Annotated in this window: 17 protein-coding genes, 1 pseudogene and 1 riboswitch; of the genes and pseudogenes, 8 read left to right on the forward strand and 10 right to left on the reverse strand. The window is 74.4% G+C overall.

What is annotated here, in order from left to right; genetic code table 11:
* Nucleotides 1-48 precede the first annotated feature (48 nt).
* A complete protein-coding gene (locus tag ACFW1A_RS25985) occupies nucleotides 49-327 on the reverse strand; it encodes a MoaD/ThiS family protein (RefSeq protein ID WP_380412462.1) in 279 nt (92 codons plus the stop codon).
* Nucleotides 328-361: 34 nt separating this feature from the next.
* Nucleotides 362-1636, reverse strand: a complete 1275-nt coding sequence (gene thrC / locus ACFW1A_RS25990) for a threonine synthase (RefSeq protein WP_380412464.1) — start codon at nucleotides 1634-1636, stop codon at nucleotides 362-364.
* 17 nt (nucleotides 1637-1653) lie between these two features.
* Nucleotides 1654-1786: riboswitch (SAM riboswitch) on the reverse strand.
* Between the two features lie 191 nt (nucleotides 1787-1977).
* Between thrC and ACFW1A_RS25995 the strand changes: the two genes are divergently transcribed.
* Both ACFW1A_RS25995 and ACFW1A_RS26000 read left to right on the forward strand, forming a co-directional pair.
* Nucleotides 1978-2994: a glucosyl-3-phosphoglycerate synthase gene (locus ACFW1A_RS25995; RefSeq protein ID WP_380412493.1), complete on the forward strand. Its 1017-nt coding sequence runs from the start codon at nucleotides 1978-1980 to the stop codon at nucleotides 2992-2994.
* A gap of 4 nt (nucleotides 2995-2998) precedes the next feature.
* Nucleotides 2999-4447, forward strand: coding sequence for a trehalose-6-phosphate synthase (locus ACFW1A_RS26000; protein ID WP_380412466.1), 1449 nt, complete (start codon nucleotides 2999-3001; stop codon nucleotides 4445-4447).
* Here the strand turns inward: ACFW1A_RS26000 and otsB are convergent.
* From otsB to ACFW1A_RS26020, 4 genes are all read right to left on the reverse strand, one after another.
* Entirely contained in the window at nucleotides 4423-5277 is an 855-nt protein-coding gene (otsB, locus tag ACFW1A_RS26005; RefSeq protein WP_380412468.1) for a trehalose-phosphatase, read from the reverse strand. The two genes, ACFW1A_RS26000 and otsB, sit on opposite strands and share 25 nt — an antisense overlap.
* 38 nt (nucleotides 5278-5315) lie before the next feature.
* The gene (locus tag ACFW1A_RS26010) at nucleotides 5316-5543 is read right to left on the reverse strand and encodes a DUF3263 domain-containing protein (protein WP_380412470.1); all 228 of its coding nucleotides are present in this window, start codon (nucleotides 5541-5543) and stop codon (nucleotides 5316-5318) included.
* A gap of 13 nt (nucleotides 5544-5556) precedes the next feature.
* Nucleotides 5557-6822 (reverse strand): extracellular solute-binding protein, encoded by a 1266-nt coding sequence (locus ACFW1A_RS26015; RefSeq protein WP_380412473.1) that lies wholly within the window; start codon nucleotides 6820-6822, stop codon nucleotides 5557-5559.
* Nucleotides 6823-6967: 145 nt separating this feature from the next.
* Nucleotides 6968-7762, reverse strand: coding sequence for a DeoR/GlpR family DNA-binding transcription regulator (locus ACFW1A_RS26020; protein ID WP_380412475.1), 795 nt, complete (start codon nucleotides 7760-7762; stop codon nucleotides 6968-6970).
* Nucleotides 7763-7926: 164 nt separating this feature from the next.
* Here ACFW1A_RS26020 and ACFW1A_RS26025 point away from each other — a divergent pair, with 164 nt between their 5' ends.
* The 4 genes from ACFW1A_RS26025 to ACFW1A_RS26040 all read left to right on the forward strand — a co-directional run bounded on the left by ACFW1A_RS26025 (nucleotide 7927) and on the right by ACFW1A_RS26040 (nucleotide 12072).
* Nucleotides 7927-8856, forward strand: coding sequence for an SIS domain-containing protein (locus tag ACFW1A_RS26025; RefSeq protein WP_380412477.1), 930 nt, complete (start codon nucleotides 7927-7929; stop codon nucleotides 8854-8856).
* A gap of 140 nt (nucleotides 8857-8996) precedes the next feature.
* Complete coding sequence (locus ACFW1A_RS26030) at nucleotides 8997-9929, forward strand: ROK family protein (protein ID WP_380412479.1); 933 nt, start codon at nucleotides 8997-8999, stop codon at nucleotides 9927-9929.
* Nucleotides 9926-11125 carry an N-acetylglucosamine-6-phosphate deacetylase gene (gene nagA, locus ACFW1A_RS26035; protein ID WP_380412481.1) on the forward strand — a complete coding sequence of 400 codons (1200 nt, stop codon included), beginning with the start codon at nucleotides 9926-9928 and terminating at the stop codon, nucleotides 11123-11125. Before ACFW1A_RS26030 ends, nagA begins: the two co-directional genes overlap by 4 nt.
* A gap of 62 nt (nucleotides 11126-11187) precedes the next feature.
* On the forward strand, nucleotides 11188-12072 hold the full coding sequence (locus ACFW1A_RS26040) for a ketose-bisphosphate aldolase (protein ID WP_380412483.1): 885 nt from the start codon (nucleotides 11188-11190) through the stop codon (nucleotides 12070-12072).
* Here ACFW1A_RS26040 and ACFW1A_RS26045 read toward each other — a convergent pair.
* Both ACFW1A_RS26045 and ACFW1A_RS26050 read right to left on the reverse strand, forming a co-directional pair.
* A complete protein-coding gene (locus ACFW1A_RS26045; RefSeq protein WP_380412485.1) occupies nucleotides 12045-13001 on the reverse strand; it encodes a hypothetical protein in 957 nt (318 codons plus the stop codon). The two genes, ACFW1A_RS26040 and ACFW1A_RS26045, sit on opposite strands and share 28 nt — an antisense overlap.
* Before the next feature lie 76 nt (nucleotides 13002-13077).
* Nucleotides 13078-14979, reverse strand: coding sequence for a diguanylate cyclase domain-containing protein (locus tag ACFW1A_RS26050; protein WP_380412487.1), 1902 nt, complete (start codon nucleotides 14977-14979; stop codon nucleotides 13078-13080).
* A 303-nt stretch (nucleotides 14980-15282) separates the two neighbouring features.
* Between ACFW1A_RS26050 and ACFW1A_RS26055 the strand changes: the two genes are divergently transcribed.
* Nucleotides 15283-15816, forward strand: a complete 534-nt coding sequence (locus ACFW1A_RS26055; protein ID WP_380412495.1) for a flavin reductase family protein — start codon at nucleotides 15283-15285, stop codon at nucleotides 15814-15816.
* Between the two features lie 30 nt (nucleotides 15817-15846).
* On the opposite strand, the gene arfB is transcribed toward ACFW1A_RS26055, so the two are convergent.
* Nucleotides 15847-16278, reverse strand: coding sequence for an alternative ribosome rescue aminoacyl-tRNA hydrolase ArfB (gene arfB / locus ACFW1A_RS26060; protein ID WP_380412489.1), 432 nt, complete (start codon nucleotides 16276-16278; stop codon nucleotides 15847-15849).
* 52 nt (nucleotides 16279-16330) lie between these two features.
* Between arfB and ACFW1A_RS26065 the strand changes: the two genes are divergently transcribed.
* Complete coding sequence (locus ACFW1A_RS26065; RefSeq protein WP_380412491.1) at nucleotides 16331-16816, forward strand: hypothetical protein; 486 nt, start codon at nucleotides 16331-16333, stop codon at nucleotides 16814-16816.
* A 37-nt stretch (nucleotides 16817-16853) separates the two neighbouring features.
* Here ACFW1A_RS26065 and ACFW1A_RS26070 read toward each other — a convergent pair.
* A pseudogene (locus ACFW1A_RS26070) lies at nucleotides 16854-17154 on the reverse strand (hypothetical protein); the annotation flags it as partial.

The raw sequence follows: 17154 nt of genomic DNA on the forward strand, positions 1-17154 counted from the left end.
GCCCGGACCGGTGGGTCCGGGCGGCGCCCCGCGGGGGCCGAAGGGGCGTCAGCAGCCGCCGGCCACGGCCGGGATGATCGAGATCTTGGCCCCGTCCTTGAGCTCGGTGGCCAGGCCCTCGGCGAAGCGCACGTCGTCGTCGTCCACGTAGACGTTGACGAAGCGGCGCAGCTTGCCGGTGTCGTCCAGGATCCGGGCGCTGATGCCGGTGTAGTTCTGCTCCAGGTCGGCCACCACCTCGGCCAGGGTGGCGCCCTCGGCGCTCACCTCGGCCGCGCCGTCGGTGTACGGGCGCAGGATGGTCGGGATGCGGACGGTGGCGGTCATGCGGGTCCTCCTTCGGGTGGGGGCGGTGCTGGGCTCAGCCGAGGCCGGCGGCGCGGAACGAGTCCAGGGTGGGCCGGATGGTCGCGCTGAAGCCGGCGTCGGCCACCGCGTCGAGGGTCTTCAGACCGTCACCGGTGTTGATCGCCACGGTCTCCTTCGACGGGTCCAGCACACCGTTCTCGACCAACTTCTTGAGCACGCCGACGGTCACGCCGCCGGCCGTCTCGGCGAAGATGCCCTCGGTGCGGGCCAGCAGCTTGATCGCGGCCACCACCTCGGCGTCGGTGACGTCCTCCACCGCGCCGCCGGTGCGCCGGGCGATGTCCAGCACGTACGGGCCGTCGGCCGGGTTGCCGATCGCCAGCGACTTGGCGATGGTGTCCGGCTTGACCGGGCGGATCACGTCGTGGCCGGCCTTGAACGCGGTGGAGACCGGCGAGCAGCCGGCCGCCTGGGCACCGAAGACCCTGTACGGGCGGTCCTCGACCAGGCCGAGCTTGATCAGCTCCTGCAGACCCTTGTCGATCTTGGTGAGCTGGGAGCCCGAGGCGATCGGGATGACGATCTGCTCCGGCAGCCGCCAGCCGAGCTGTTCGCAGATCTCGAAGGCCAGCGTCTTGGAGCCCTCGCCGTAGTACGGCCGCAGGTTGACGTTGACGAAGCCCCAGCCCTCGCCGCTCGGGTCGCCGATCAGCTCCGAGCAGAACCGGTTCACGTCGTCGTAGTTGCCCTCGATGCCGACCAGCTCGCCGCCGTAGACCCCGGCCATCACGACCTTCGCCTGCTCCAGGTCGTGCGGGATGAAGACGCAGGAGCGGAAGCCCGCGCGGGCCGCGGCCGCGCCCACCGCGCCGGCCAGGTTGCCGGTCGACGAGCAGGACAGCGTGGTGAAGCCGAACACCCGGGCCGCCTCGATGGCGCAGGCCACCACGCGGTCCTTGAACGAGTGGGTCGGGTTGCCCGAGTCGTCCTTGATGTGCAGCTGGGCGGTGAAGCCGAGCTCACGGCCCAGGTTGTCGGCCTTGACCAGCGGGGTCCAGCCGGGGTTCAGGTTGGGCTTGGTGGCCACGTCGGCCGGCACCGGCAGCAGCGGCGCGTAGCGCCAGATCGAGGCGGGACCGGCCTCGATCCGCTTGCGCAGCTCCTCGGGGTCGTAGCCGCTGTAGTCGTAGGAGATCTCCAGCGGACCGAAGCACTCGAGGCAGGCGAAGTTCGGACCGAGCGGGAACTTGGTGCCGCACTCACGACAGGACAGCCGGGCGGCGGGGCCGAGGTCGACGGACGGCTCGACAGGGGTAGCGGTAGCCATGATGGCGGAGGCCTCTCTCCTCATCTTCCCCGTGACGCGGGCGCGCCACAGGACGGAATTGGCACCTGTCCCGCCGGGGCCTGCTACAGGCCGGCCAGGAAGGTTGCCGGGACGTCAACGGGCCGTTCCCTCAGTCCCTCTGGATGAGCTCTGTGAAGTTGTGGTCCTGCGCTCTGGCCGACCCCGCTGTGCGAAGGTCGGAACGCAGTACGAAGACTGTAACGGAAGGGCGGGCGACTGAGCCCGACCGTCCGAGGTGCGAGACGAGCCATACGAGGAGTGAGACTTTGCCTGCCGAGCTTCCCCCAGCCCTCGGCCGGGGGCGCCCCCAGGAGGACGCGCTGCTGCCGGAGGCCTCCGACTGGCTGCGCCGGCGGTCCTGGACCGCGGCCGACCGGCCCGCCGAGCAGTTGCTGGCCGCCAAGCGCGCGGCGGGCGCGGCCGGCACGGTCAGCGTGGTGCTGCCGGCGCTGGACGAGGAGTCCACGGTGGGCGGCATCGTCGAGGTGATCCGGCGCGAGCTGATGGAGCGGCTGCCGCTGGTGGACGAGCTGGTGGTGGTCGACTCCGGCTCGGTGGACCGGACCGCCGAGGTGGCGGCCGCGGCCGGCGCCCGGGTGGTGCACCGGGACGCGATCCTGCCGCGGCTGGCACCGGTGCCCGGCAAGGGCGAGGTGCTGTGGCGCTCGCTGCTGGTGACCGGCGGCGCGATCGTCTGCTTCATCGACGCCGACCTGCGCGAGTTCGACCCGGCCTTCGTCTCCGGGATCGTCGGCCCGCTGCTCACCGATCCCGGGCTGCAGCTGGTCAAGGCGATGTACGACCGGCCGCTGGAGGCCGGCGGCGCGGTGGTGGCGGCCGGCGGCGGCCGGGTGACCGAGCTGGTGGCCCGGCCGCTGCTCAACCTGCACTGGCCGCTGCTGGCCGGCTTCGTGCAGCCCCTGGGCGGCGAGTACGCGGCCCGCCGCTCGCTGCTGGAGCGGCTGCACTTCCCCACCGGCTACGGGGTGGAGCTGGGCCTGCTGGTGGACGCGCTGGAGCTGGTCGGGCTGGACGCGCTGGCCCAGGTCGACGTGGGGGTGCGCCACCACCGGCACCAGGACAGCCAGGCACTGGGCCGGATGGCCGCCACCATCTACCGCACCGCGCTGGAACGGCTGGACCGGACCCACCGCCTCAAGGCCGCCGACGACCTGGCCCGCCCGGTGCTCACCCAGTTCGACCGGGACCCGGGAACCGGCGGTTTCCGGCCCCGCAGCCACGCGGTGGCGGCCACCGAGCGGCCCCCGATGATCGACCTGCCGGAGTACTCGACTTCTCGCGCCGGGTTTGCCGCCGGAGATCCCCGGCAAGGTTGAGAGCATGGCCGATCTCACGACCGCGCGCGTCCTGGTGGCCTCCAACCGGGGGCCGGTCTCGTTCAGCAGCGGCCCGGACGGTGCGCTGACCCTGCGCCGCGGGGGCGGCGGGCTGGTCTCGGGGCTCTCCGCGATCGACGACCCGCACGCGGTCTGGGTCTGCGCCGCACTCGGCGACGCCGACCGCGAGGCCGTCCGGCGCTCGCCCCAGGGCCGGCTGGACCGCGGCGGCTTCGACGTCGGCGGGCAGGCCGTGCGGATGCTGGACATCGACCCCGAGGTCTTCGACCAGGCCTACAACGGGGTGGCCAACTCCACCCTGTGGTTCCTGCACCACATGCTCTACAACACCCCGACCGACCCGGCCTTCGACGCCGCGGCCGCGCAGCGCTGGCAGGGCTTCACCGCCTACAACCGGGCCTTCGCCGAGGCGCTGGCCGCCGAGGCCGCGCCGGGCGCCGCGGTGCTGGTGCAGGACTACCACCTGACCCTGGTCCCGGCGCTGCTGCGCGAGCTCCGGCCGGATCTGCGGATCAGCTACTTCCTGCACATCCCGTGGGCCCCGGTGGACTACTTCCGGCTGCTGCCCGACGAGCAGGCCCGCGCGGTGCTCACCGGCGTGCTGGGTGCCGACCGGGCCGGTTTCCACACCCGCCGCTGGGCGCTGGCCTTCGCCGACTGCTGCGCCGACGTGCTGGGCGCCGAGGTGGACCGCGACGCGCTGACGGTCGCCTTCGACGGCCGCCGCACCCGGCTCGGCGTGCACAGCCTGGGCGCGGACGGCGAGTTCCTGCGCGAGCGGGCGCACCGGGCGGACGTGGACGAGCGGTTGGCGGCGCTGCGGGCCGCGGTCGGGCCGCGGCGCACCGTCGTCCGGGTGGACCGCACCGAACTGAGCAAGAACATCGTCCGCGGCCTGCTCGCCTACCGGCACCTGCTGCGCAGCCGGCCGCAGTGGCGCGGCGAGGTGGTGCACGTCGCCTTCGCCTACCCGTCCCGGCAGGACCTGGCGGAGTACCGCGAGTACACCGCGGCGGTGCGCCGGATCAGCGAGGAGATCAACGCCGAGTTCGCCACCGCCGACTGGCAGCCGCTGATACTCCAGGTCGAGGACGACTTCGCCCGCTCGCTGGCCGCCTACCGGCTGGCCGACGTGGCGCTGGTCAACCCGATCCGGGACGGCATGAACCTGGTGGCCAAGGAGGTCCCGGTGGTCTCCGAGGCGGGCTGCGCGCTGGTGCTGTCCCACGAGGCGGGCGCCTGGGCGGAGCTGGCCGAGGACGCGATCGGCATCAACCCGTACGACGTGCTGGGCACCGCCGAGGCGCTGCACCGGGCGCTGTCGATGCCCCCGGCCGAGCGGACCGAGCGGACCAAGCGGCTGGCCGCCGCGGCCACCGCGCTCTCGCCGCAGCAGTGGTTCCTGGATCAGCTGGCCGCGCTGAACTCCTGAGCCAGCGCCTCCAGCAGCTCGACCACCCCGGCCGGCCCGGGCACCACCAGGTCGGCCCGCTCGGCCACCTCGCGCACCGGCGGCTCGCCGGTGACCGGGCCGCTGGCCACCAGCAGCGCGGGCAGGCCCTCGCCGCGCAGCCGCTCCACGGCCGCGAAGGCGGCCAGGTCGCCCAGGTCGTCGCCGGCGTAGAGCACCGCGCGGGCGCCCCGCTCGGCGAGCAGGCCGGTCAGCGCCGCGCCCTTGTCCACGCCGGGCGGGCGCAGCTCCAGCACCATCCGGCCCGGTTCGACCACCAGGCCGTGCCGGGCGGCCAGCTCGGCCAGCGGTCCGCGCAGCCGCGCCAGCGCCGCGTCCGGCTCCGCGGTGCGCCGGGTGTGCACCGCCAGCGAGCGCTCCTTGTCCTCGATCGCGGTGCCCGCGGGCGCCGCCAGCCCGGCCAGCAGGCCCGGGAGTTCGGCCCGGACCGCGGCCACCCCGGGGGGCGGCGGCGGGGCGGTGAGCTTGCCGGTGGCGCCGTCCCAGTGCTCGGCGCCGTAGTGGCCCAGCACCACCAGGCCGCCCAGGCCGGGGTGCCGGTCGAAGCCGCCGAGCCGCACCGCGCCGAGCGCCGGGCGGCCGGTGACCACGGCGAGCGCGCGGGTCAGCGGGGCCAGCCGGGCCAGCGCCGGGGCCGCGCCGGGGTGCGCGCGGGCCTGCTCGGGGTCGGCGACGATGGGGGCCAGGGTGCCGTCGAAGTCGAAGGCGAGCACGGCGCCGGCCGGATCGGCCAGCAGTGCGGCCAGGCCCGCCCGGCCGGCGGGGGTGGTCGGTTCCAGCGCGATGCCCATGGCCGCCAACCTACCCGGGGCGGCCGCCGGGCTAACCCTCAGCGTTCGGCCCGGCGCGCCTCGCGGATCCGGCGCAGCCGGTTGACCAGCACCGGCTGCGCGGCGAGCGCCTCGGGCCGGTCCAGCAGGGCGTTGAGCAGCTGGTAGTAGCGGGTCGCCGAGACGCCCAGCTGCTCGCGGACCGCCTGCTCCTTGGCGCCCTGGGTGCGCCAGGTCCGGGCCTCCAGGGCCAGCACCGCCTGCTCCCGTTCGGTCAGTTCCGTCACCCGGCCATTGTGCCTACTGCACCCGCTGCCGCTTGGACTCCTCCTCGGCGAACTGCTGCAGCGCGCTCAGCACCGGGCCGGGGTCGCCCTTGACCGCCTTGCCGATGTCGGTCTTCACCCGGCCGCTGACCGTGTCCCAGGCGGGGTCGCCGAGCGGGTAGAAGTTGGCGTTCGGCAGCGCGTCCAGGAAGGGCTTGAGGTCGGGGTGCTTGCCGCTGTTGGTCATCTCGTCCAGGGTGTCCTGGGTGACCGGGAGCAGGTTGTACTCCTCGTCGAAGGCGAGGGTGTTCTCCTTGCTGTAGACGAAGTTGAGGAAGTCCCGGATCTGGCTGCGGTGGTTGTTGGCGCGCAGCGCCATCATCCAGTCGGCCACGCCCAGGGTGCGGTCCTTGGCCTGCGGGTCCTTGCGCGGGATCGGCGCGGTGCCGTAGTCGATGTGGCCGTTCTGCGCCTTCTGCACCAGCGCCGGGTGGCCGTTGAGCATCGCCACCTTGCCCTTGGCGAAGTCGTCGAAGGCGGTGGCCCGGCCCACCGTGCCCGGGTCGGGGTAGGTCAGGCGGGGGTCGACCAGGTTGGCCTTGAGCCAGTTGAAGGTGTCCTCGTTCTGCTGGCTGTCCAGGGTGTAGACGCCGGCGTCGTCGGTCAGTCCGCCGCCGCCGCTCATGGTCCACATCATCGACTCGGCCTGGGCCTCCTCGGGCCCGAGCGGCAGCGCGTACGGGATCACCCCGGGCACCTTGGCCTTGATCAGCGCGGCGTCCGCCTTGAGGTCGGCCCAGCTGGCCGGCGGCTTGCTGATGCCGGCCTTGGCGAAGATCGCCTTGTTGTAGAAGAAGGTCCGCGAGGAGGAGACGAATGGGATGCCGTACTGGGTGCCGAGCACCTGGCCGGCCCGGTTGAAGGCGTCCAGCAGGTTGGCCTCGGTGTCCATCGAGAGCACGTCGCGGGCCGGGTAGAGCCGGCCGGCCGCGACCTGGTCGGCGTAGCCGCCGGTCTGCACCAGGTCCGGCGAGTGGCCGGCCTTGATCATGGTGGCGACCGCGCCGTCGATGTCGGTCCAGTTGATCACCTGGACCGAGACCTTGATCTTCGGGTGGGTGGCCTGGAACTTCTGTGCCAGGTCGTCCCAGTAGTGCTGGGAGCTGTTGCCGGGGTTGTCCCCGTAGTCGGCGGCCACCAGCTTGAGGGTGACCTGGTCGTCGCCGCCGATACCGAGGACGCCGCAGCCGGAGAGCAGCAGCACGCTGCTCGCCAGGGCAGCACTGAGCCGGGACTTCAAGGGAGCTGACCGCCTTCGGGCGAGGGTGGGGAAGGTGGCCAGAAGGTTTCCAAACCGCGCCGCTGTGGTCTACACCAGAGTCACCGAACGTTACCGAGTTGCCCGCCGGCGTTGCGCGGGGCGCAACGCCGGTCTCGATCGGCTGTCAGACCGTCAGGACCCGGACCCCGGCGTCGGCGACGGCCGCCGCCAGCTCCTCGTCCACCGCCTCGTCGGTGACCAGCACGTCGATGCCGTCCAGCGGGCAGATCCGGGCGAAGGCGCGCCGGCCGAGCTTGGAGGAGTCGGCGGCCACCACCACCTTGCGGGCCCGCTCCGCCAGCAGCCGGTTGACGCTGGCCTCGCCCTCGTGGTGCGCGGTGGCGCCGACCTTCACGTCCAGCCCGTCGACCCCGAGCACGGTGACGTCCAGGGTGAGCTCGCCGAGCACGGTGGCGGCCAGCGGGCCGATCAGCTCGTACGACTGCGGACGGGCCACCCCGCCGGTGACCACGATCTTCACGGACGGACGGACCGTCAGTTCGTTGGCGATGTTGAGCGCGTTGGTCACCACGGTGAGCGGCTGGCCGGCCCCGGCCTCGGCCCGGTCGGTCAGCTCCGGGCGCACCGCGAGGGCCCGGGCCACCTCGGTGGTGGTGGTGCCGCCGTTCAGCCCGACCACCTCGCCGGGGGCGATCAGCCCCGCCACCGCCTGGCCGATCCGCTGCTTGGCGCCGGCGTTGCGGGCGGTCTTGTACCGCAGCGGCAGGTCGTAGGAGACGTTGTGCGCCACCGCACCGCCGCGGGTGCGGGTGACCATCTGCTGACGGGCCAGCTGGTCCAGGTCCCGGCGGATCGTCGCGGCCGACACGCCGAGCGCGGCCGCCGCCTCCTCGACCTCCAACTTGCCGCGGTCGGCCAGGAGTTCAAGCAGTCCGTTCCACCGTTCGTATCTGGACACGCAGTGCCTTCCCTCAAGGTCGACCGGCAGGTGATGAGACAGCGTCGCACAGCCGGGGCACGGACCGGAGGGCGGTTCGGACCTCTCCCAGGGGATTGCGCAATCGTGCGCGAAAGAGCTATAAATCAATCAGTTTCACGCAGAGACGAGAGGGGCGCCCTGGCATGACCGCCACCGACAGCTCACTGACCGCCGAAGAACTGGCCACCCAGCCGGACTGCTGGCGCCGCGCGGCCGCACTGGCCGGCCCGGCCGCCGGCGCGCTGCCGCAGCGCGGGGAACGGGTGGCCGTGGTCGGCTGCGGCACCTCGTGGTTCATGGCCCAGGCCTACGCCGCGCTGCGCGAGGCCGGTGGGCACGGCGAGACCGACGCCTTCGCGGCCTCGGAGTTCCCGCACCGGCGGCGCTACGACCGGGTGGTGGCGATCACCCGGTCCGGCACCACCACCGAGGTGCTGGCCCTGCTGGAGCGGCTGCGCGGCACGGTGGCCACCACCGCGCTGACCGCCGACCCGGCCACCCCGGTGATGACCGCCGCCGACCGGACCGTGGTGCTGGACTTCGCCGACGAGCGCTCGGTGGTGCAGACCCGGTTCGCCACCACCGCGCTCGCCCTGCTGCGCGCGCACCTGGAGGCCGAGGACGCCCGGCCCGCGGGCACCGGCACCGTGGCGCAGGCCGCCGCGGACGCCGAGCGGGCGCTGGCCGAGCCGCTGCCCGACGCGGTGCTGACGGCCGATCAGATCACCTTCCTGGGCGCCGGCTGGACCAACGGCCTGGCCCTGGAGGCCGGGCTGAAGATGCGCGAGGCGGCGGCCTTCTGGACCGAGGCCTACCCGGCGATGGAGTACCGGCACGGCCCGATCGCGATCACCTCGCCCGGCCGCGCCGCCTGGATGTTCGGCACCCTGCCGGCCGGCCTGGACCGGGACGTCGCCCGCACCGGCGGCCACCTGGTGGCCGACTCGCAGGCCGGCGGCCTGGACCCGCTGGCCGACCTGGTCCGGGTGCACCGGCTCGCGGTGGCCGTGGCCGGCGCCCGCGGTCTGGATGTCGACAATCCCCGCTCGCTGACCAGGTCGGTGCAGCTCTGACCGGGTAGCGGCGACCCGCGCGGGGAACACCCGGCAGGACGGACCACCGCCGGGGAGCGACCAAGCTCACCCTCCGTGGCTCAGACCAATACGACCACTGGACTAGACCTCTCCTCCTCGGTCAAGGGAAACTGTCCCCCGTGAAGCACGTCATCGCACTCGATGTAGGCGGCACCGGCATGAAGGCCGCGCTGCTCGCCCAGGACGGCTCCGTGCTGTTCGAAGCACGCCGACCGACCGGGCGGGAGCACGGAACGGACGCCGTGGTCGCCACCATCCTCGACTTCGCCGCCGACCTCGCCGAGGAGGGCCGCAGCCGATTCGGCCACGGCCCGCTCGCGGCCGGGGTCGCCGTGCCGGGGACGATCGACGAGAAGAACGGGATCGCGGTCTTCTCGGCCAACCTCGGCTGGCGCGACCTGCCGATGCGCAAGCTGCTCGGCGAGCGCCTCGGCGGACTGCCCGTCGCCCTCGGCCACGACGTCCGCTCCGGCGGACTGGCCGAGGGGCGGATCGGCGCCGGTCAGGGGGTGGACCGCTTCCTCTTCATCGCGCTGGGCACCGGCATCGCCGGCGCGATCGGGATCGGGGGGCGGATCGAGGCCGGCGCGCACGGCTACGGCGGCGAGATCGGCCACGTGGTGGTCCGTCCCGGCGGTCCGGCCTGCGGCTGCGGCGCCCGCGGCTGCCTGGAGACGCTGGCCTCGGCCTCCGCGGTCTCCCGGGCCTGGGCCGAGGCCAGCGGCGACCCGGCCGCCGACGCGGCCGCCTGCGCGCAGGCGGTCGACGCCGGCGATCCGGCGGCGCTGGCGGTCTGGCAGCGCGCGGTCGACGCCCTCGCGGACGGCATCGTGCTGGCGCAGAGCCTGCTCGACCCGTCGACGGTGATCGTCGGCGGCGGGCTGGCCGAGGCCGGTGACACGCTCTTCACTCCCCTGCACGCAGCGGTGACCGAGCGGCTGACCTTCCAGATGCCCCCGAAGGTCGTTCCGGCCATGCTCAAAGACACCGCTGCCGCCCTGGGCGCCGGCTTGCTCGCCTGGGACCTGCTCTCGACGGAGGTGACCGCGTGACCGCGGACGCGGCTTTGAATCCTGCGGCACAGCCGCGTGTCGCACTGGCCGGAGCCCGGCTGGTCCTGCCGGGGGGCGTGGTCGAGAACGGCCGGCTGGCCTTCTCGGGCACCACCATCACCGAGATCGGCGGTGAACCGACGGCCGGCGACCTCGACCTGACCGGGTACACGGTGGTCCCGGGCTTCGTCGACCTGCACGTGCACGGCGGCGGCGGCGCCTCCTACGCCTCCGGCAGCGCCGAGGAGGCGCTGACCGCGGCCCGGACCCACCTGGAGCACGGCACCACCACCACGATCGCCTCCACCGTCACCGGGGAGATCGACGAGGTGTGCCGGCAGGCCGCGGTGCTGTCCGAGCTGGTCGAGGACGGGGTGCTGGCCGGCGTCCACTTCGAGGGCCCGTTCATCTCGCCGGGGCGCTGCGGCGCGCACCGCCCCGACCTGCTGCGCGACCCCGACCCGGCGCTGGTGCGCAAGCTGGTGGACGCCGCCCGCGGCACCGCCCGGATGGTCACGCTGGCGCCGGAGCTGCCCGGCGGCCTGGACTCGGTGCGGATGCTGACCGACCTCGGGGTGATCGCCGCGGTCGGCCACACCGACTCCGACTACGCCAAGACCCTGGAGGCGATCGAGGCCGGCGCCACCGTCGCCACCCACCTGTTCAACGCGATGCCCGGCATCCAGCACCGCGCGCCCGGCCCGATCGTGGCGCTGCTGGAGGACGAGCGGGTCACCGTCGAGCTGATCAACGACGGTGTCCACCTGCACCCCTCGGTGCTGGACCTGGCCTACGGCACGGCCGGCGCCGCGCGGGTCGCGCTGATCACCGACGCGATGGGCGCGGCCGGCATGGGCGACGGCCTCTACCCGCTGGGACCGCTGCAGGTCCGGGTGGAGGACGGCGTGGCCCGGCTGGTGGAGGGCGGCTCGATCGCCGGCTCCACGCTCACCCTGGACGTCGCCTTCCGGCGCTCGGTCCTGGTCAACGGGCTGAGCCTGGCCCAGACCGTGCAGTCCGTCTCCACCACCCCGGCCGCCCTGCTCGGGCTGGCCGACTCGATCGGCTCGCTGGCCGTCGGCAAGAACGCCGACCTGGCGGTCCTCGACTCCGAGAGCTACGACCTGGTCGCCGTGGTCCGCCGCGGCGAGTGGGTCAAGGGCGCCGAGCGCTTCTCCCGGTCGACCCGAGTCTGACTCGGGTTTCCCTCGGGAGGCGTGCGGCGCCACCGCACCCGTACACCTCCCGAGGGACACCCATGCCACTCGCCCGTACCGCCGACCTGCTCGCGCGGGCCGCCGCCGACCGCCGCGGCCTGCCCGCCTTCAACGTGATCACCCTGGAGCACGCCGAGGCGATCGCCGCCGGCGCCGAGGCCGCCGGCACCCCCGTGGTGCTGCAGATCAGCCAGAACGCCGTGGCCTACCACGGCGGCCGGCTGCTGCCGCTGGCCCGGGCCTGCGCCGAGGTCGCGGCCGGCTGCGCGGTGCCCGCCGCGCTCCACCTGGACCACGTCGAGGACTTCGAGCTGCTGCGAGCCGCACCCGCGGCCGGCTTCTCGTCCGCGATGTTCGACGCCTCCGCGCTGCCGCACGCCGAGAACGTCGCGGCCACCGCCGAGGCGGCCGCCTTCGCGCACCGGCACGGCCTGCACCTGGAGGCCGAGCTCGGCCGGGTCGGCGGCAAGGACGGCGAGCCCCCGCTGCCCGCGCACACCCCCGGCGCCCGCACCGACCCCGCCGAGGCCGCCGCCTACGTCGCCGCGACCGGGGTGGACGCCCTGGCCGTGGCGGTCGGCAGCTCGCACGCGATGACCAGCCGCACCGCCGCGCTGGACCACGCGCTGATCGCGCGGCTGGCCGCGGCCGTCCCGGTGCCGCTGGTGCTGCACGGCAGCTCCGGGGTGCCGGACGCCGACCTGCGCGCCGCGGTGGCGGCCGGCCTGGTCAAGGTGAACATCGGCACGGCGCTGAACACCGCCTTCACCCCGGCGCTGCGGGCCGCGCTGGCCGAGCGCCCGGAGGCGGTCGACCCGCGCAAGGTGCTGGCCCCGGCCCGGGCCGCGATGGCCGCCACCGTCGCGCAGCTCGCGGCGGTGGTGGCCCTGACGGACAGTCAGCCGGTGGCCGAGGCCGTCGGGTAGCCGCCGTTGGCGTCCATCCCGGTCACGGCGACCTGGTCCACCAGGACCGGGCCGCCGGCCGGGGAGACGGTGATCGCGTTGGTGCCGGCCTGCAGCTGGGGCCATATGTTCGTGTAGGACCAGGCCTGCGACGGGTCGCCGCCCTTGCTCCAGCTCTTGAACGTGGTGCCGCCCGGGTGGTCCTGGCCGTTCACGGTGACCGCGGTCTTCACCGGGTCGCCGTTGTTGCTGTAGTGGATCCAGAACTTGTACTGACCGGCCGTCGGCACCGTCACCGTCCAGGTGGCGGAGGCCCCCTGCTGGAGCGTCAGGTAGCTGCCGTCGGCCGAGATCGCGCCCTTCACGGTGGCGGCGAGCTGGGCGCCCTGGGCCTGCGCCTTGGCCGCGTCCAGGAAGCTGACGCCGGGCGCGGTGGCGCTCGGGGCGGCGCTGGCCGAGGCCCCGGGCGAGCCGCTCGCGGACGGGGAGGCGTGCCCCGCGCTGGTGGCCGGGCCCGGACCCGCGTTGTCCTTGGTCTTGCCGTCGTTGCCGGAGAGCGCGATGCCGGAGCCGATCGCGATCGCCGCGACCACCGCCACCACGCCGATCACCGGGCCCTTGCCGCGCCCGCGCGGCTCCACCTCGCCGGGCTGCGGGCGGGACCGCTCGGCGTACCGGGACTGCTGGTGCGGCAGTTGGGTGGTCGCGTCGCCGCCCGGACCGCGCGGCGGCTGGGGCTGCTGCGGGCGGGGCGGCTGCTGGCCGTACGACTGCTGCCCGTAGGGCTGCTGGCCGTACTGGGCGCGGCCCACCTCCATCGGGCGGTAGGCGGTGCGCGGCTGGGCGGCCGCGTCCTCGCCCTCGGCCGGACGGTAGAGGTACCCGAACGGGTCCTCCTCCTGCGGGGTCCGGCCGTCGGCCTCCTCGGGCCCGTGGCTGCTGGCCGTCATCGCGCTGGTCACTCCCCACTGCCGGTCCTGGTCGCCGGGCCCAGGTGACCCGCCGCCCCCGGCACCCTACAGGGGTTCAGACCGCGCGCCGGTGCGAGCGCTCGCCGCGGGCGCCGCGCACCGCGCCGCCCCGGGCCCGCTTCTCGTCGTACATCCGCTTGTCGGCCTGGTGCAGCACCTCGTCGATGCTCATCCCGCAGCCGGCCCAGCCGATCCCCAGGCTCACCCCGACCCGCATCACCCGCCCGGCTATCCGCATCGGCGGCACGATCGCGTTGCGCAGCCGCACCGCCAGGTCGGCCGCCTCGTCCTGGTTGATCCCGTCGGCCAGCACCACGAACTCGTCGCCGCCGAGCCGGGCCACCGTGTCACCCTCGCGGACCACCTGCTGCAGCCGCCGGGCCACCTCCACCAGCACCGCGTCGCCGGCGTTGTGGCCGAACCGGTCGTTCACCGACTTGAAGCCGTCCAGGTCGCAGAAGAGCACCGCGAGGCCCTTCGGCGGCCCGCTGCGGTGGCCGGGACCGAGCGAACCGGGGGGCGGGCCGGGCCAGGCCTCCGGCGCGGTCTCCGGATCGCCCGGCACCACCGCGTGCACGTGCTGCTCGCCGGCGTGGGCCGGGGCCGCGTGCTGCGGGTGCGCGTGCTGCGGGTGCTCGGGCACCGGCACGCCGCGCTCGGCGTAGCCGTGCACGACGGTGGAGCGGGCCGCGGCCTCAGCGTCCCCGTAATCGCCCGCCAGCGGCCCGCCGACCCAGGCCGGGACGTCCGACCCCGACCGCGGGCTGTGCGGCCCGTAGAAGCCCGCCGAGGCGTGCGCCGGGGCGGCTCCCTCCAGCGCGCAGCCGGCCGGTCCGGCGGCCCCGTGCGCCGCCGCCCCGCCCGGGCCCTGCGGCAGCGCGCAGAGCCGGCGGCCGAGCCGGGCCCGCAGCTCGGCCCCGTTGGGCAGGCCGGTGAGCGCGTCGTGGCTGGCCCGGTGGGCCAGCTGCAGCTCGTGCCGCTTGCGCTCCTCGATGTCCTCGACGTGGGTGAGCAGGAAGCTCGGGCCCTCGGCGGCGTCGGCCACGATCGAGTTGCGCAGGCAGACCCACTGGTAGCCGCCGTCGCGCCGGGCCAGCCGCAGCTCGGCCCGGCCGCTCTCGGCACTGGTGCGCTCCAGCAGGCTGCGGTCCTCCGGGTGCACCAGGTCCAGGAAGCTCTGGTGGCGCAGGCTGGCCCGCGGGCGGCCGAGCAGCCGGCACAGCGCGTCGTTGACCCGGGTCAGCTGGCCGCGGGCGGCGCCGTGCAGCTCGGTGATGGCCATCCCGCTCGGGGCGTACTCGAAGGCCTGCCGGAAGCTCTCCTCGCTGGCCCGCAGCGCCTGCTGCTCCTTCTCCAGCCGGGCCAGCGCGCGCTGCATCTCGGCCCGCAGCCGGGCGTTGCCGATCGCGATCGAGGCCTGCAGCGAGAACATCTCCAGCGCCTCGCGGGTCCACGCGCCCGGGCGCTTGCCGCTGCGCGGGCGGTCCACGCTGAGCACGCCGAGCAGGTCCCCGCCGGCGCTGTACATCGGGGCCAGCAGCCCGTCCTCGGGGTGCCAGTCGTTGGCGTAGACCGGCAGCGGGCCGTCCCCGGTCCAGCGCGGGATGTCCGGGCCCACCGCCCAGCCGCGGTCGTGCGGCAGGAAGCGCAGCGTGCCCCAGTGGTCGGCCACCGCCAGCAGCCGGTCCCAGGACTCCCGGGAGCCGATCTGGCCGAGCAGCACCGAGGGCCCGCCGTACTCGCGCTCCTCGTACTCCCAGACGGCCGCCACCACCAGGTCGCCGTCCGGGCGCACCAGGCTCACCGCCGCGGCGTCGAAGCCGAGCCCGTGCACCGAGCCCTCGACCACGGCCTGCAGCGTGCCCGCCAGGCTGCGGGCAGCGTTGAGGTCCGCCACGACCCGGTGCAAGGTGCGGAGGGTCGCCAGGCGGACGTACGGCTCCGACTCGGCTTCCATGCGGGGGCTCCCCGGCTTCTTCGGATAGGTCTTGATGGTTATCGTCCGATTGCCAGAAGAACTGAATCACAGCGAGCACAACGATCGGCACGCTCGGTCAGCAATAGGTCGTCACTTGTGACCCAAATCACAGAACGCATAGACAGGCAAACCCGGTTCATCTCGGTCATGCCCGGACACGATTCGGCGATGGCCTCCTTCCCGTTCGGTCGTGGACGTCCCGCACGGGGGGTCTGGAGGCCTAGGACCACCGCCGGATACCGGCGGGGCGGCTCGCGGGCTACCGTGCGGTACGTGTCCACGTTGTCGCAGGCATCGCCGTCCCCGTCCCCGCACCCGACCGCCCCCCTCGCCACACCGGACGAGTTCCGGGCCGCCCTGTCCCAGCTCGCCGCCGGGGTGGCACTGGTGACCGTCGACGACGACGGCGAGGCGGCCGGGATGACCGCCACCTCGTTCCTGTCCGTCTCGCTGGAGCCGCCACTGGTGCTGATCTCGGTGCGCGAGGACTCCCGGATGGACGAGCTGCTGTCCCGGTCGGACCACTGGGCGGTCTCGCTGCTGGGCGAGGACCAGCGGGCCCTGGCCGCCCGGTTCGCCATGAAGGGGCGGCTGAGCGACCGGCTGCTGTTCGCGGACACCCCGCACACCGCGGGCCCGCTGAGCGGGGCGCCGCTGGTGACCGGGGCGCTGGCCACCGTCGAGTGCCGCACCGAGCAGCGGATACCGGCGGGCGACCACACCCTGGTGCTCGGCCGGGTGCTGCAGGCCCTGGTCCCGGACCCCGACGGCCGGCCGCTGGTCTACTTCCGCGGCAACTACCGCCGGATCGGCTGACCGGCGACCGGCACCCGTCCGTTCACTCCCTCACTCGCCGCGCGGCACCGAGCGGGAACGCTTGAGCTCGGAGCGGTGCCGCTTGTCGGAGAGCCGGCGCTCCACCAGGCCGCGACCGGGCTTGGTCGGCCGGCGGGTCTTGGGCGGCGGCGCGGTCGCCTCGCCCAGCAGCGAGGCCAGCCGGGCGGCGGCCACCTCGCGGTTGCGCCACTGCGAGCGGTGCTCGCTGGCCCGCACCACCAGCACCCTGCCGTCCACCAGCCGCCCGGCCAACCGCTCCAGGGCGCGCTGCTTCCAGACCTCGGGCAGCGCGGCGGAGGCGGCCAGGTCGTAGCGCAGCTCGACCTGGGTGTCGGAGGTGTTCACGTGCTGGCCACCGGGGCCACTGGACCTGGAGAAGCGCCAGACGAGCTCGGCGTCGGGAACGACCACCGAACCCCGGACGCGGATCGGCTCGGGCATGGGCCCATCATCCCCGGCCGGGCCGCGCGTCGTCACGCGGTTAAATGAGCCCGTGATCGAGCTCGGCTACTCCCTCTCGCTGCGGATCCCCGACCCCCCGCAGACCGACTACCGCACCGCCTCCGTGCAGGCGCTGCGGCACGACCTGTTCTGCGGGGACGTCTACGTCGCCGAGGACCGGCTGGAACTCTCCACGGCCTGGGGCTGGGTGCCGGTGCTGGACTTCGCCTGGGCCCTGTGCGACGTCGTGGAGCAGCTGGACGAGGACCCGCGCGGCAGCCGGGCGGCCGCGCTGCGCACCGCCGACCTGGACTTCACCCAGAACACCGAGCTGCTGCGGTTCGCCCGCCGGTTCGGCCACGTGGAGATCACCGCGACCTGGCTGGACGAGGAGCCGCTGGTGGTCCGCCACCAGGAGCTGCGCCGCGAGGCCCGGGACTTCCTGCAGGACGTGCTGGCGGACCTGATCGACCTGCACCCGCAGCTCGGCGACAACCCGCACGTCTGGACCGTGCTGGCCCGCTACCCGCGGATCTGAGCCGGGCCCGGGGGCCCGCCCGGCCGCGGCGCGGGCCTCAGATCCGGCCGCGGCGCAGCTCGCCCAGGTCCAGCAGCTCGGTCTCGTCCTCGGGGGTCAGGTCGACCACCCGGGGGTCGGTGTCGGCCACCTCGTCGCCCAGCACGTCGGCCAGGTCCGGCTCGGCCGGCCCGGTCGGCTCCGCCACCGGCGGGCGCTGCTCGCCCAGCTCGGTCACCGAGCCGACCGACGGCGCCGGAGCGGCCGCCCGCACCGCCGCACCGCGGTCGAAGAAGCTGAAGCCCGGACCCCGCCCGGCACCCGCCTGCGGGCGCGGCCGCTGCCGCTCCACCGGCAGC

Source organism: Kitasatospora sp. NPDC058965 (assembly GCF_042741245.1).
GTDB lineage: Bacteria > Actinomycetota > Actinomycetes > Streptomycetales > Streptomycetaceae > Kitasatospora.

What these genes read in the sequence shown, in the direction of transcription:
- ACFW1A_RS25985 (WP_380412462.1), bottom strand. Translation starts at nt 327, where the DNA reads ATGACCGCCACCGTCCGCATCCCGACCATCCTGCGCCCGTACACCGAC.
- thrC (WP_380412464.1), bottom strand. Translation starts at nt 1,636, where the DNA reads ATGGCTACCGCTACCCCTGTCGAGCCGTCCGTCGACCTCGGCCCCGCC.
- ACFW1A_RS26000 (WP_380412466.1), top strand. Translation starts at nt 2,999, where the DNA reads ATGGCCGATCTCACGACCGCGCGCGTCCTGGTGGCCTCCAACCGGGGG.
- otsB (WP_380412468.1), bottom strand. Translation starts at nt 5,277, where the DNA reads ATGGGCATCGCGCTGGAACCGACCACCCCCGCCGGCCGGGCGGGCCTG.
- ACFW1A_RS26025 (WP_380412477.1), top strand. Translation starts at nt 7,927, where the DNA reads ATGACCGCCACCGACAGCTCACTGACCGCCGAAGAACTGGCCACCCAG.
- ACFW1A_RS26040 (WP_380412483.1), top strand. Translation starts at nt 11,188, where the DNA reads ATGCCACTCGCCCGTACCGCCGACCTGCTCGCGCGGGCCGCCGCCGAC.
- ACFW1A_RS26045 (WP_380412485.1), bottom strand. Translation starts at nt 13,001, where the DNA reads ATGACGGCCAGCAGCCACGGGCCCGAGGAGGCCGACGGCCGGACCCCG.
- ACFW1A_RS26050 (WP_380412487.1), bottom strand. Translation starts at nt 14,979, where the DNA reads ATGGAAGCCGAGTCGGAGCCGTACGTCCGCCTGGCGACCCTCCGCACC.
- arfB (WP_380412489.1), bottom strand. Translation starts at nt 16,278, where the DNA reads ATGCCCGAGCCGATCCGCGTCCGGGGTTCGGTGGTCGTTCCCGACGCC.